Below are 13,755 nucleotides of genomic sequence, written 5' to 3'. Positions count from 1 at the left end.
ACGTGATTCGGACAACGCGGTGATCGAACTACGCGATCCCGAGCAGGAGGATCAACTTATTTACCAGGTCAACGACGAGCCTCGCCCTCGAGAGTCGGAAGTTTTGACGACGGAATCGGCTGTGGATTCCGAATTGATCGGCACTGCTGTGTTCGATGCAACTGGTGAGAAGTCCTCCATGCCGTCTTGGGACGAACTCGTGCGTCAGCACGGTGACCGGGTGTACCGCCTGGCCTACCGGTTGTCAGGCGATGCCCAGGACGCCGAGGACTTGACGCAGGACACCTTCATCCGGGTGTTCCGCTCGCTCTCCGATTATCAGCCCGGAACTTTCGAGGGCTGGTTGCACCGCATCACCACAAACCTGTTCCTCGACATGGTTCGCCGACGCAATCGCATCCGTATGGAAGCGCTGCCCGAGGACTACGACCGCGTTCCCTCGCCCGGTCCGGACCCCGAGCAGATCTACCACGACGCGCGCCTCGACGCAGGTCTGCAGGCCGCACTGGACTCACTCGCACCTGAATTTCGTGCCGCTGTCGTGCTCTGTGACATCGAAGGTCTGTCGTACGAGGAAATCGGTGCCACACTGGGAGTGAAGCTCGGAACGGTTCGTAGCCGTATCCATCGTGGGCGACAGGCGATTCGTGATCATCTGGCAGCGCAGCGCGCAGCCGAATCCGAACTCGTCGGTTTCTGACGGTCGGGTTCGAGCTACAGAGCGGGACGTGGTCAATCACCTGGAGGGACGAATGACGGAGGCGCGGGCACATCGCCAGTTCGGTTCGACCGAACATCTGGCCAGCGAGGCAATCGCTGCCTACGTCGACGGAGAACTCCGAATGCAGGCCTACTTGCGGGCCTCGCATCACATCTCGATCTGCGCCGAGTGCGCTGCGGCCGTCGATGCTCAGCAGCAGGCACGTGGTGCGCTGCGTCGAAGCGGCGAGATGACGATGCCGTTGTCCCTGGTGGGACTTCTCAGCCAGATTCCTTCGTGCAACAGTCCGACTGCCGGGCCGAATTCGGAAAACGCCGACAGTTCCGTCGGTAATCAACCCGCCGGCTTCTCCACCATCAGCAAGAGGTTGTCCCGTCGCTGGCGCAAATGACGCCGCGCGCCAGCTTCCCGGCGCGGATCAGTGATACTGGACCATGTGACTGACGGAAAAAGGGGGCACTCCGGAGTGAGTTCGGATTCTTCGGCAAACGGTTCGGTGGACAGACCGGCAGATGCGCCGGTTCTCGACCCCCGTCCGGTCTATCGACCCCAGATCGATCCGGCCTCGCGCCAGGTGTTCGGTCGGCCGAGTGGAGTCGAGGGCTCGTTCACTCCGGTGGCCGCGCGATCGACTCCGTCCTCCGATGTCGTGATCGGGACTCCGGACCCGGTTCTGGCCGAAGCGTTCGGTCGACCCGCAGACGCCACCGAGTCGATCGGTCGCGATCCCGATGCGACGGCGAACAACACGCCCGACGAAGAACCGCCGCGTGATCCGTGGCGTGATCCTGAATCCGCCGTCTCGCTGGGCAAGCCCGCAGAGTCCGAGGCGCCGGTGCAGTTGCCTCCCGCCCAGAAACTCGACGTGCGTGAGCTGTTGTTCGGTCGCAAGGTCGCCCCCTCGGCACTGGCCGCGCTTGCGGGCATGGCGCTTGTCATCGCTCTCGTCGGTGGGTTGCTTGCCACTGTCATCACTGCCGATCGCAGTTCACTCACCAGCTCACGTGTCACGCTCGTTCAATCCGGCGGTGGGGAACAGCCGGAGTCTCAGGTGGCGAAGGTCGCCGACGCGGTACTGCCATCAGTGGTGTCGATTCAGGTCGCCGTCGGCGACCAGGGCAGCACGGGTTCCGGTGTGGTCATCGACGGCGCCGGATACATCGTCACCAACAACCACGTGATCTCCTCGGCCGTTCCGCCCGCTCAGGACGCGAAGATCCAGGTGATCTTCTCCGACGGAACCAAGACCGACGCCCAGATCGTCGGACGTGACGTCAAGACAGACCTCGCAGTGCTCAAGGTGTCGGCGAACAATCTGACGGTCGCTCAGCTCGGAAAATCCGAGGATGTTCAGGTGGGCGACGACGTCGTCGCCGTCGGCTCACCGCTCGGATTGAGCAAGACCGTCACCCGCGGAATCGTCAGTGCACTGAACCGGCCTCTGCGGTTGTCGGGTGAAGGCACCGACACCAACGCCGTCATCGACGCCGTCCAGACCGACGCGGCGATCAACCACGGCAACTCCGGTGGTGCGCTCGTCGACGACGAAGCCCGCGTCATCGGCATCAACACCGCAATGCTCAGTGAGTCCGGCGGTTCGGTCGGGCTCGGCTTCGCGATTCCGATCGACACGGTGACCGAGGTGGCGCAGACCATCATCCGCGACGGCAAGGTTCATCACCCCGACATCGGCGTGAATGCCCGCACCGCGGTCAACGACGCGACCAGTGGTGCGGCAGTGGCCAATGTCCGCGACGGCAGCCCCGCTCAACGTGCGGGGATCGTCGAGGGGGACGTCATCGTCAAGGTCGGTGACCGACCGGTGACAAGCGCCGACGAATTGGTGGTTGCGGTCAACGCGACGACCGTCGACCAACCCGTCAACGTTCAGTTGATCCGCGACGGACGGCAGGTCGACATTTCGGTCACGCCGGTGTCGGACTGATCGGCCCCTGCGATCTTCCTGTGAGGTTGATCCGGACATGCGCGCACCGAGCGAGCACACAGTAGGCTGACCCTGTGTTTGGCAACATCGGTTGGGGCGAGTTCATGATCCTCCTCGTAGCGGCTCTGGTCATCTTGGGACCTGAGCGGCTTCCTGGTGCGGTCTCCTGGGTCACGAAATCCCTGAGGCAGGTGCGCGAATATGCTTCGGGCGCTTCCAATCAGCTCAAGGAAGAATTGGGCACCGATTTCGAGGATCTGCGTAAACCGCTCGCAGATCTGAACAAGCTGCGCGGAATGACGCCGCGCGCTGTGATCACCCAGCACCTCCTCGACGGCGACGACTCCATCTTCACGGGCAACTTCGACAAGAAGCCGCAGAGCGGAGTACAGGAGCCGAAGACGCTGTCGAAGGACAAGCCACTCACCGCCGGCGAACGTCCTCCTGTGGACTTCGACGCCACCTAGATTCGACATACGCAAGGGCGCCTGTCACCGATCGGTGACAGGTGCCCTTCCGTATGAGGGGGTTCTACAGGTTGCGAACCGTGTTGATACCGAGCGACATTCCGGCCAGCCCGCGCTGACGGACGGCCAACTTGTCGGCGATGTCCTTGAGTGCGATGGCTGCGGGTGAATCGGGAGCGCTGAGGACGATCGGCGTCCCGGCGTCGCCTGCCTCGCGGACGGACGGATCCAGCGGGATCTGTCCGAGAAGCGGAACCTTGGCGCCGACGGCCTTCGTGAGGCGATCGGAGACGGTCTGCCCGCCGCCTTCGCCGAAGACGTCCATGCGGGTGCCGTCGGGAAGTTCGAGCCAGGACATGTTCTCGACGACGCCGGCGACGCGCTGGCGGGTCTGCAGGGCGATCGCGCCCGCGCGCTCTGCGACCTCGGCAGCAGCCTGCTGCGGTGTGGTGACGACCAGGATCTCGGCGCTCGGGATGAGCTGAGCCACAGAGATGGCGATGTCACCGGTGCCGGGCGGCAGATCGAGCAGCAGCACGTCCAGATCGCCCCAGAACACGTCGGCGAGGAACTGCTGGAGCGCGCGGTGCAGCATCGGTCCGCGCCAGACGACAGGTGTGTTGCCCTGGGTGAACTGCGCGATGGAGATCATCTTCACGTCGTGGGCGACGGGCGGCATGATCATGCGCTCGACCTGAGTGGGCTTGGCGTCGGTGCCGAGCATGCGGGGGATCGAGTGGCCGTAGATATCCGCGTCGAGCACGCCGACGGACAGTCCGCGCGCGGCCATTGCTGCCGCGAGATTGACTGTCACACTGGACTTTCCGACGCCACCCTTGCCGGAGGCTACGGCGTAGACGCGGGTGAGTGAACCCGGCTGGGCGAACGGGATGACGGGTTCGGCGGAATCGCCGCGAAGCGACTTGCGGAGCTCGGTCCGCTGGGCGTCGTCCATGACGTCGAGTTCGACGCGAATCGCGCCGACCCCGGCGACGTCGGCGACGGCCTTGGTGACGCGTTCGGTGATCTCGGTGCGCATCGGGCAGCCGGCGGTCGTGAGATAGATGCCGATGTCGACGCTGTTGTCACTGGAGAGGGAGATCCCCTTGACCATCCCCAGTTCGGTGATGGGTTTGCGGATCTCTGGGTCCAGAACTCGCGCGAGCGCGGAGCGAACGTCGGACTCGGTCAGTACAGACATGACTCCATGGTAAGTCCAGGTAGGTCAGTGGATGCGCGGCAGGTCCGATGCGGCGGGCACGATGCCGGTGGAGTACCCGAGCGACCAGGCCAGAACGTTGGCGACGTAGGCGGCCGAGTTGTTGTAGCGGTGGATCGCGGAGGCAACCTGCGTGACGTCCTGCATGTTGAGTCCGCCGTCGCACAGGTACTTGCCGGTGGTCAGTGCGGAGTCGAAAAGGTTCTGCGGGTCGGCGATTCCGTCACCGTTGCCGTCACCGGCGTATTGGTTCCACGTGGAAGGGATGAACTGCATCGGGCCGACTGCGCGGTCGTAGACGGTGTCGCCGTCGAGGGCGCCGCCGTCGGTGTCCATGATGACGGCCTGGCCGGGGAGGCTGCCGTTGAGTGGCAGGCCGATCACGGGCTTGTAGAGGTTGCCGTTCGCGTCGGCGTCCTTGCCGTCGTTGGCGTGGCCGGATTCGACGCGGCCGATACCGGCGAGGAGCGTCCAGTGCATGTTGCAGTTGGGCTTCTCGACGGCGAGGATCCGCTCGGCGTTCTGGTAGGCGGCGACGCTCACGCTCGGGATTCCGAGTGCTCCCTCGGCCATGGACGCGGGGAGCGGGGGAGTGGCCTGCACGGGAGCCAGCGGCGCGGGTTCCGGCGCGGGGGCGGGAGCCGGCTCGGCGATTGCTTCGACGGCGGGCAGAATCTGCGCCTGCGGCTCCTGCGTGGCTTGTGCGGCGGTGTCCACCGTTTCGGCGGAGCTGGTGTTGAAGAACGGGACCTTGGGAGCGGCGCCGGCCGTGTTGGCTGCGGTGACGAGTCCGATAGGGATGAGTCCGGTGAGCGCGATGACCGAATTTCGACGGATGTGCGAATCTGTCTTCTTGCTGTGCCGACCCACTGTGTATGCCTCCTGAACCTCCGCGAGGAGGTTTTCCGTTCAACTGACGGAGTCGAGGCTACCTGATTTGTTGCGTTTCCGTTATTCAACCGTGATCTAGAAGGGCAGTTTGGGGCATATGCACTGTTCTTTCGTGATTTTTCGGTTACAGAGCGGGCATGCCGGGCAGGCCCGGGAAGAACGGCACGAATGCCGGAGCCGGGGCCGGAGCGGGCTCCGGTGCGGGTGCCGGTGCCGGTGCGGGCTCCGGAGAGGGGGCGGCGGGTGGAGAGGATTCCGCGGGAGCCGCGTCGGTGGTGGCGGGTGCCGTGGCGGCCACTGCCATGCCCGGGATCGTGCACGGCAGAAGGATGCCGTCCTGCAAGGCGTCGAGGGCTGCGGGGTCCGGAAGGATCACACACATGTCGTCGGGCCAGCGCCATCCCTCGGCCGTCAGAATCGGCCACACGAGACCCCGTGAGGTGAGGACGGGGAGCGGGATGATCGGACCGGGAGCTGCGTTCCGGGCGGCGTTGGGTCCCGGAGCGGGGCTGGTTGGCATGACGCCCGGCGGGATCAGTGCCTGGATCTCGGGTGAGAGTGCAGGCATGTCCGGCAGACCCGGGAAGAGGGGAGCGGTGGTCGGGGTCGGCGTCGTCGATGCTGATTCCTTGTCGCCGGCCGCCGGATCGGTAGCCGCAGCCGCGGCGAGTACGGCCGAAGCGGCGGAGTCTGCCGAGGCGGCGGCGTTGATCGCGGAGCTGCCGGTGTTGATGCCCGAGGTGTACGGCAGCTGACCGGAAGGAATGACACCGTTCTTGTATGCCGTCGACCACATGATCACGTTTGCTGCGTAAGCGGCCGAGTTGTTGTATCGCAGAACAGCTTTGGTCTCCTGGGCGACATCGCGCAGGTTGAGTCCGCCGCTGCAGAGGTACTTCGCTGCCGAGAGCGCCGCATCGAAGACGTTGTTGGGGTCCTTGATTCCGTCCCCGTTGCCGTCGCTGGCATATCCGGCCCAGGTGGCCGGAATGAACTGCATCGGCCCGACGGCGCGGTCGTGAGTGGGGTCGCCGTCGATTGCGCCCTTGTCGGTGTCCCGAATGACTTCGTTGCCTGCCAGCCGTCCGTCGAGGACGGGGCCGAGGATCGGGGTGACCGTCGTACCCACCGAGGTCGTCTTGCCGCCGTTGGCGTGACCGGATTCGATGCGTCCGATGCCGGCCAGAAGATGCCAGGGGATTCCGCATCCCGGTGCCTCGGTCATCATCACCAGCTCCGCGGAGCGGTACGCGTTCAGGACGATCTCGGGGATGCCCAGAGAGGTGAGGACGACGGCCGCAGCGTTGGGCGCTGCCGGGGCGCCGGCGACCGTATCGCTGGGCGGGGCCGATCTTTGCGTTCGGACCGTGCGGGGCGTCGGGAGGAAGTCGACAGAGTCCGGCTGCGCAATCGAGGCGGAGCCCGCCAGTGCGATCGGAACCTGTGACCCTCCGGTCGGTGCGCTTCCGGCAGTGAGGGCCGCTGGACCTGTGACGACGAGCAGTCCCCCCACCAGTGTGGATGCTGCAATCATTCCGCGTACTCGCACGATTCCCCTTTGCTGGCGCTCCCGCTCCGGAGTACCCACCGTGATATCCATATTGCTGTGACTTACGTTACATATCGGTCACGGTGCGTGCAGCAAAACTCAGCGAACGCTCAGCTAGTTGTGACTTTGTTTCGCAGTATTCGAGTCACGGTGCTTCTTCTTCGGGGTCGGTTCGCCGTCGGCAGCAAGGATCGACTTGATCTCCTCGAGCTCCCGTCGCAGGTAGTCGCGGGTGGCAACCTCGCCGACGGCGATACGCAGAGCTGCGAGTTCTCGGGCGAGGAATTCGGTATCCGCCTTGGTTTGCTCGGCGCGTGAGCGGTCCTCCTCGAGCGAGACCCGGTCGCGGTTCTCCTGACGGTTCTGGGCCAGGAGGATCAGCGGCGCCGCGTAGGCGGCCTGGGTGGAGAAGGCCAGGTTGAGCAGGATGAACGGGTACGGGTCCCACTGCAGGGCCACCGCGAACACGTTGATCAGGATCCAGACGATCACGATGATCGTCTGGATTGCGAGATAACGCCCGGTGCCGAGGAAGCGGGCGATGCGTTCACTGACGCGCCCGACAGCTTCGACGTCGAAATCGAGATTGAACCGGCGGCTTCCGCGGGGCGTTTCCAGTCGTTGCCGTGCGGTCGTGCTCGACGCCCGTTCGCTCATCGGAGTAGTTCCTCGTCGTCGGAGTAATCCTCACGCCAGTCTTCCGGCAGGAGGTGATCGAGCACGTCGTCGACCGTCACGGCCCCGATCAGGTGGTTCTCGTCGTCCACGACCGGCCCGCATACCAAGTTGTACGTCGCGAAATATCGGGTGACCGACGCCAACGAGTCGTCCGGGGCCAACCGGGGCATGTCGGTGTCGAGTAGTCCGCCTACCAGGCTGGCGGGAGGCTCGCGGAGAAGCTTCTGCAAGTGGACGCAGCCGAGATACCGCCCGGTCGGAGTCGCCGTCGGCGGACGTACGACGAAGACCATGCTCGACAGCGCCGGGGTCACGTCGTAGTTGCGGGCGCGGGCAAGGGCCTCCGCGACCGTCGTCGAGGCCGTCAGTACCACCGGTTCGGGCGTCATCAGACCACCGGCAGTGTCCGGGGAATGCTCGAGCAGGCGTCGAACAGGTTCGGAATCCTGCGGGTCCATCAACTGAAGCAGTGACTCGGCCTCGGTTTCGGGCAGCTCGCCCAACAGGTCGGCGGCGTCGTCGGGATCCATCGCTTCGAGTAGATCGGCGGCGCGTTCGACTTCCAGGTGCATCAGCAGATCGGTCTGGTCGTCCGCCGGCAGTTCCTGCACGACGTCGGCGAGGCGTTCGTCGTCGAGCGCCACGGCCAGTTCGTGGCGGCGCTTCTCCGGCAGTTCGCGCATGGCGTTGGCCACATCGGCGGGTCGCATGCCTTCGTACTGGAGAAGCAGGTGAGCTACGCCCTGGCCGGGGAGTGAGAGATCGCTCTGGGTGAGGCCGGCGACGTGCTGCCAGTCGACGATGTGTATCGCCGCGCGTCGACCGAGGCGTCCGCGATGGCCGCGAACCGCGACCTTGGAGACCACCCAGTCTCGCGTCCGCGTCGATTCGATTCCGAGATCGACGACTATCGTGTCGACGCCGTGAAGCTCCTCGAGTTCCGGGTCGTCCACGCGCACATGCGAATCGAGTACCTGCGCCAGAGCGAGCACTTCGCCCGGGCGCTGGTTGAAGCGCCGCAGACTGACGTTGCCGGTGGTGAGGGTGACTGCACTCGGTTCGATTGCTGTCACACGCAACATCGGAACGAAAATGCGTTTGCGCGTGAACATTTCGATCACCAGACCGAGAACGCGGGGTTGCTGGCGTCCGATGCGGACCGTGATGACGACGTCGCGCACACGACCGATCGATTCGCCGTCCGGGCCGAGTACAACCAGGCCGGCAAGCCTGGCTGCAAATACCTTGCCTGCTGCTGCCATGATTGCAAGGCTAATTCGTCCAGCGCCAAAATCTGCAACGGCGCCACCGAAAATCGAGAAGGGCAGTCCGCAATGACTTCACGCAACCGTTCCCGTCGATCGGTATTGGCAGTTCCCGGCAGCAGTCGGAAGATGATCGACAAGGCGAAGGGATTGCCCGCCGACGAGATCTTTCTCGACCTCGAAGATGCGGTGGCGCCGCTGGCGAAGCAGGCGGCCAGGGAGTCGATCGGCGACGCGTTGGCCGAGGACGGGTGGGGCAAACAGGTCAAGGTCGTCCGGGTCAACGACTGGACCACCGAATGGACGTATGCCGACGTCGTGGAGGTGGTGGGCCGCGCCGGAGCGCATCTGGACGCCATTTTGCTGCCCAAGGTTCCCGATGCGAGTCACGTCCAGGCGCTCGATTTGTTGTTGACGCAGGTCGAGAAGGCCAACGGTCTCGAGGTCGGCAGGATCGGGATCGAACCGCAGATCGAGAACGCGATCGGCTTGACCAACATCGACGCGATCGCCACCGCGAGTCCCCGCGTCGAGGCGCTCGTGTTCGGCCCGGCCGACTTCATGGCGAGCTTGAACATGAGAACTCTGGTCGTCGGTGAGCAACCGGACGGCTACGACCGCGGTGACGCGTATCACCACATCCTGATGACCATCTTGATGGCCGCGCGGGCGCACGGCGTCCAGGCCATCGACGGGCCGTACCTGCAGATCCGCGACGTCGAGGCTTTCACTCGGTCGGCTGCGCGAACGGCAGCGCTCGGTTTCGACGGCAAGTGGGTTCTGCACCCCACGCAGATCGAGGCGGCCAACGAGGTGTTCAGTCCGCGCCAATCCGACTACGACCGTGCGGAACTCATCTTGGACGCGTACGCGTTCCACACCTCGGCTGCCGGGGGAGGGCGGGGCGCCGTCATGCTCGGCGACGAGATGATCGACGAGGCGAGTCGCAAGATGGCACTGGTGATTTCGGCCAAGGGTCGCGCCGCGGGGATGACGCGCACCTCGGAATTCACGCCGCCCGAACACGCCTGACGCTCGCATAGCCGAACGAATCAGGTCTGTAAAGGGCACAATAGGGGGTAGATGTACTTGCGTCATCCGCGTGGATGACGTGCCCGAAAAGAGGAGCGCAGCCAGCCATGTCCAATCCGCTCGGTCAATCGTCGAATGGGTCGCGCCGTGGAGCGTTGCCGACACCGCCTTCGGGATGGCCCATCGGGTCGTACCCCACCTACGCCGAGGCGCAGCGCGCAGTCGATTACCTCTCCGATCAAGAATTCCCGGTTCAGGACGTCACGATCGTCGGCGTGAACCTGATGCAGGTCGAGCGAGTTCTCGGTCGTTTGACGTGGGCCAAGGTGATCGGTGGCGGCATCGTCTCCGGTGCTTGGCTCGGTGTCTTCTTCGGCCTGGTGCTCGGAATCGTCACCGGTGGTTTCCTCGCTCCGCTGATCGCGGGCATCGTGGGCGGCATCATCTTCGGTGTCATCTCCACGACGATTCCGTACGCCGCGACGCGTGGGCAGCGGGACTTCGCCTCGACGATGCAGTTGGTCGCCGGACGTTACGACGTACTGTGTGAGCCCAAGACGGCGGAGTCGGCGCGCGACCTGCTCGCCAAGCTCGCCATCTGACATTCTCGCTCGGGCTGCCAACTTGTGTGATCTCGGTTACTTTATGTACACGCGGGCGAGGTAGTACTCGCTTCCCGTGACCGTTTGCCGGACAAGGAAATAGGTCCCTTCTCCGGCAAAAGTGCCGATGTGTGGTGCGTCGGCCAGCCGTAACGACTGCGCCGTCTCGCCGCCCGAGGAGGACGGCTGTGCAGAACAAGAGATCGCGGGCGGGGCAGAACGAGAGATCGCGGGCGGGACAGAAGAAGAAATTGCGGGCGGGGCTGCTCGGCGCGGCAACATTGTTGTTGGCGCCCTTGCTCAGTGCGTGCGGATCGGACAATGACGACGGCGTGGTGCTGTCCTTCTACACCGCTGCCGACGGCGCCGAGCAGTATGCGGAGGCCGCCGCCAATTGTTCGGCGGCGTCGAACGGCGCGTACCGGGTCGAGCAGAAAACTCTGCCCAAGGGTGCCGACGACCAGCGACTTCAGTTGGCCCGGCGTCTGACCGGCAACGACAAGTCACTCGATCTGATGACGCTCGACGTGGTGTGGACTGCCGAATTCGCCGAAGCGGGATGGGCATTGCCGCTTCCTGACGACGTGGCGGCCGAGGTCAGCAACGGGACGCTCGAGGGTCCGCTGGAGTCGGCGAAGTGGCAGGACCAACTCTATGCGGCGCCATTGAACACCAACACCCAATTGCTCTGGTATCGAAAGGATTTGATGCCGGACGGGCAACCACCCCAGACCTGGGATCAGATGATCGACATCTCCGAAGGCCTGGCCGCGGAGGGGCGCCCCAGCTGGATCGGTGTGCAGGGCAAGCAGTACGAAGGATTGCTGGTCTGGTTCAACACCCTTCTCGCCAGTGCCGGCGGATCGGTGGTGGGGCCGGACGGAACAACCGTGACGGTGGCCGACGGTGATGCTGCCCAGCAGGCGCTGACCGTCATGAAGCGCGTCGCTACCGCCAAGGGTGCGGATCCCTCGATCTCGCAGGGGGATGAAGCGTCGTCGCGACTGGGTATGGAGAGCGGCAAATCTGCCTTCCAGGTCAACTGGCCGTTCGTGCTGCCCGGCATCATGGAGAACGCCGAGAAGGGCGATCTGCCGTACATCGACGACAAGGGCAACGTCACCAGTGAGAACACCGGAAACACGGTGCTCACGGTGAACGGAGAACGGAATTTCCTTGCCGCTCCGTATCCCTCGGTGATCGAGGGTAAGCCGGCCGAGGTCACGATCGGCGGCTTCAACGTGGCGGTGGCCAAGACCAGTCAGCATCCGGACCTCGCTTTCGAGGCGCTCACCTGTCTGCGTAACGAGGAGAATCAGCGCAACAACGCGGTAGCCGGTGGCGTTCCGCCGACTCTCGAGAGCCTGTACGACGACCCGGCGTTCCAGGAGGCGTACCCGGCGTGGCGTGAGGTTCGCGACAGCCTGGACACCGCTTCGGTTCGGCCGGTTTCTCCTGCCTATCAGAGTATTTCGACGCTCATCACTGCCACGCTGAACCCTGTGGGAAACATCGATCCGGAATCGACCGTGAACGATCTTGCCGAGCAGGTACGCAAGGCAGTCAATTCCGAGGGACTGATTCCGTGACGATCGACAGCGAAAATTCGGGAGCTGCACCAACAGTCGCGACGCCATCGCCGGAGCCGAAGCACTCCGCGAAAACGAAGATATCCGACGGAAAGGCGGCCGAGCGTCGCCTCGGTCTCTGGCTGGTGGCCCCGGCCGCGATTCTCATGATCGCGGTGACCGCGTATCCGGTGGTCTACGCCGTCTGGCTGAGTTTGCAGCGCTACGACCTGCGCTTCCCGGATCAACGAAAGTTCGTGTGGTTCGACAACTACGTGTCGGTGCTGACCGACGGTTACTGGTGGCAAGCGTTCGCGGTGACGACGTCGATCACGGTTGTCTCGGTCGTCATCGAGTTCGTTCTCGGACTGACCATCGCACTGGTGATGCACCGAACGATCGTGGGTAAGGGGCTCGTCCGCACCGTTGTGCTCATCCCGTACGGCATCGTCACCGTCGCGGCGGCATACAGCTGGTACTACGCGTGGACGCCGGGGACCGGCTACCTCGCCAATCTCCTGCCCGACGGCAGTGCGCCGCTCACCGACCAGATCCCGTCGCTCGCGATCATCGTCCTTGCCGAGGTCTGGAAGACGACGCCGTTCATGGCGCTGCTCCTGCTCGCCGGCTTGGCGCTCGTGCCCGACGACCTTCTCAAGGCGGCTCAGGTGGACGGCGCCGGCGCGTGGACCCGGTTGGTACGCATCATCCTTCCGCTGATGAAGCCCGCCATCCTCGTCGCTCTGCTGTTCCGCACACTCGACGCATTCCGCATCTTCGACAACATCTACGTGCTCACGAAGGGAGCGAACGACACCGGGTCGGTGTCGATTCTGGGTTACGACAATCTGTTCAAGGCATTCAACTTGGGCATCGGATCCGCGATCAGCGTGTTGATCTTCGTGTGTGTGGCCGTGATCGCGTTCATCTTCATCAAACTTTTCGGTGCTTCGGCTCCCGGATCCGATACGGAAGGACGCTGACATGACCGTGACTCCCAGACTCAAGATCAGCTGGTCCGTCGTCAACCTTCTGGTCTTGCTGTACGCGTTGGTTCCCGTCCTGTGGATTGCGAGCCTGTCCTTCAAGCCCGCCGGAACCATCAAGGACGGCAAGTTCATTCCGGAGAAGTGGACCCTGGACAACTACCGAGGAATCTTCGACACCAGCGCCTTCACCAGTGCTCTGATCAACTCCATCGGCATCGGACTCATCTCGACGGTCATCGCCGTGGTGATCGGAACCATGGCTGCTTACGCGATTGCGCGCCTGGATTTTCCGGGCAAGAAGCTGCTGGTGGCTGTTGCCCTGCTGATCGCGATGTTCCCGCAGATTTCATTGGTGAGCCCGCTGTTCGACATCGAACGACGGCTCGGACTCTTCGACACCTGGGCCGGACTCATCCTGCCGTACATCACCTTTGCGTTGCCGTTGGCGATCTACACGCTCTCGGCATTCTTCAAAGAGATTCCTTGGGAACTCGAGAAGGCGGCGCAGATGGACGGCGCGACGCCGGGGCAGGCGTTCCGGAAGGTGGTAGCTCCGCTCGCCGCGCCCGGCATCGTCACGGCGGGCATTCTGGTGTTCATCTTCTGCTGGAACGATCTGTTGTTCGCGATCTCGCTGACGTCGACCGAACGCTCCATCACCGCCCCTGCGGCCATCGCAAACTTCACCGGCGCTTCACAATTCGAGGAGCCCACCGGGTCGATCGCCGCGGCCGCCATGGTCATCACCATTCCGATCATCATCTTTGTTCTGTTCTTCCAACGTCGTATCGTGGCCGGGCTTACTTCCGGCGCAGTGAAGGGATAAGCC

At 64.0% G+C, this 13,755-nt stretch carries 14 protein-coding genes; 9 read left to right on the top strand and 5 right to left on the bottom strand.

Annotated elements, in window-relative coordinates:
* Window positions 1–103: 103 nt before the first annotated feature.
* The 4 genes from sigE to tatB all read left to right on the top strand — a co-directional run bounded on the left by sigE (window position 104) and on the right by tatB (window position 3,133).
* The gene (gene sigE, locus A0W34_RS20020) at window positions 104–700 is read left to right on the top strand and encodes an RNA polymerase sigma factor SigE (protein ID WP_029255812.1); all 597 of its coding nucleotides are present in this window, start codon (window positions 104–106) and stop codon (window positions 698–700) included.
* A 52-nt stretch (window positions 701–752) separates the two neighbouring features.
* Window positions 753–1,112, top strand: a complete 360-nt coding sequence (locus tag A0W34_RS20015) for a hypothetical protein (RefSeq protein ID WP_050656820.1) — start codon at window positions 753–755, stop codon at window positions 1,110–1,112.
* Between the two features lie 30 nt (window positions 1,113–1,142).
* The gene (locus A0W34_RS20010) at window positions 1,143–2,666 is read left to right on the top strand and encodes a trypsin-like peptidase domain-containing protein (protein WP_370852746.1); all 1,524 of its coding nucleotides are present in this window, start codon (window positions 1,143–1,145) and stop codon (window positions 2,664–2,666) included.
* 74 nt (window positions 2,667–2,740) lie between these two features.
* Window positions 2,741–3,133: a Sec-independent protein translocase protein TatB gene (gene tatB / locus A0W34_RS20005; RefSeq protein WP_003945177.1), complete on the top strand. Its 393-nt coding sequence runs from the start codon at window positions 2,741–2,743 to the stop codon at window positions 3,131–3,133.
* 64 nt (window positions 3,134–3,197) lie between these two features.
* Here tatB and A0W34_RS20000 read toward each other — a convergent pair whose 3' ends face one another.
* The 5 genes from A0W34_RS20000 to A0W34_RS19980 all read right to left on the bottom strand — a co-directional run bounded on the left by A0W34_RS20000 (window position 3,198) and on the right by A0W34_RS19980 (window position 8,732).
* Window positions 3,198–4,334 carry an Mrp/NBP35 family ATP-binding protein gene (locus A0W34_RS20000; RefSeq protein WP_003945178.1) on the bottom strand — a complete coding sequence of 379 codons (1,137 nt, stop codon included), beginning with the start codon at window positions 4,332–4,334 and terminating at the stop codon, window positions 3,198–3,200.
* 24 nt (window positions 4,335–4,358) lie between these two features.
* On the bottom strand, window positions 4,359–5,222 hold the full coding sequence (locus A0W34_RS19995) for a lytic transglycosylase domain-containing protein (RefSeq protein ID WP_003945171.1): 864 nt from the start codon (window positions 5,220–5,222) through the stop codon (window positions 4,359–4,361).
* Between the two features lie 145 nt (window positions 5,223–5,367).
* On the bottom strand, window positions 5,368–6,843 hold the full coding sequence (locus A0W34_RS19990; protein ID WP_232329889.1) for a lytic transglycosylase domain-containing protein: 1,476 nt from the start codon (window positions 6,841–6,843) through the stop codon (window positions 5,368–5,370).
* A gap of 63 nt (window positions 6,844–6,906) precedes the next feature.
* Window positions 6,907–7,449, bottom strand: coding sequence for a DUF1003 domain-containing protein (locus A0W34_RS19985; protein ID WP_003945067.1), 543 nt, complete (start codon window positions 7,447–7,449; stop codon window positions 6,907–6,909).
* On the bottom strand, window positions 7,446–8,732 hold the full coding sequence (locus A0W34_RS19980; RefSeq protein WP_003945077.1) for a magnesium transporter MgtE N-terminal domain-containing protein: 1,287 nt from the start codon (window positions 8,730–8,732) through the stop codon (window positions 7,446–7,448). Before A0W34_RS19980 ends, A0W34_RS19985 begins: the two co-directional genes overlap by 4 nt.
* Window positions 8,733–8,804: 72 nt before the next feature.
* Here A0W34_RS19980 and A0W34_RS19975 point away from each other — a divergent pair, with 72 nt between their 5' ends.
* From A0W34_RS19975 to A0W34_RS19955, 5 genes are all read left to right on the top strand, one after another.
* Window positions 8,805–9,767, top strand: coding sequence for an HpcH/HpaI aldolase/citrate lyase family protein (locus tag A0W34_RS19975; RefSeq protein ID WP_003945087.1), 963 nt, complete (start codon window positions 8,805–8,807; stop codon window positions 9,765–9,767).
* 107 nt (window positions 9,768–9,874) lie between these two features.
* Window positions 9,875–10,369: a general stress protein gene (locus A0W34_RS19970; RefSeq protein ID WP_003945065.1), complete on the top strand. Its 495-nt coding sequence runs from the start codon at window positions 9,875–9,877 to the stop codon at window positions 10,367–10,369.
* Window positions 10,370–10,620: 251 nt separating this feature from the next.
* Entirely contained in the window at window positions 10,621–11,958 is a 1,338-nt protein-coding gene (locus A0W34_RS19965; protein WP_081558842.1) for an ABC transporter substrate-binding protein, read from the top strand.
* The gene (locus A0W34_RS19960) at window positions 11,955–12,920 is read left to right on the top strand and encodes a carbohydrate ABC transporter permease (protein ID WP_081558157.1); all 966 of its coding nucleotides are present in this window, start codon (window positions 11,955–11,957) and stop codon (window positions 12,918–12,920) included. Before A0W34_RS19965 ends, A0W34_RS19960 begins: the two co-directional genes overlap by 4 nt.
* 1 nt (window position 12,921) lies before the next feature.
* Window positions 12,922–13,752 (top strand): carbohydrate ABC transporter permease, encoded by an 831-nt coding sequence (locus A0W34_RS19955; RefSeq protein ID WP_003945075.1) that lies wholly within the window; start codon window positions 12,922–12,924, stop codon window positions 13,750–13,752.
* Window positions 13,753–13,755 lie beyond the last annotated feature (3 nt).

Source organism: Rhodococcus sp. BH4, assembly GCF_002079265.1.
In the GTDB taxonomy this organism is placed as follows: domain Bacteria; phylum Actinomycetota; class Actinomycetes; order Mycobacteriales; family Mycobacteriaceae; genus Rhodococcus_F; species Rhodococcus_F qingshengii.
Note: the sequence above shows the minus strand (reverse complement) of the source record. Positions and strands in the feature narration are given on the sequence as shown.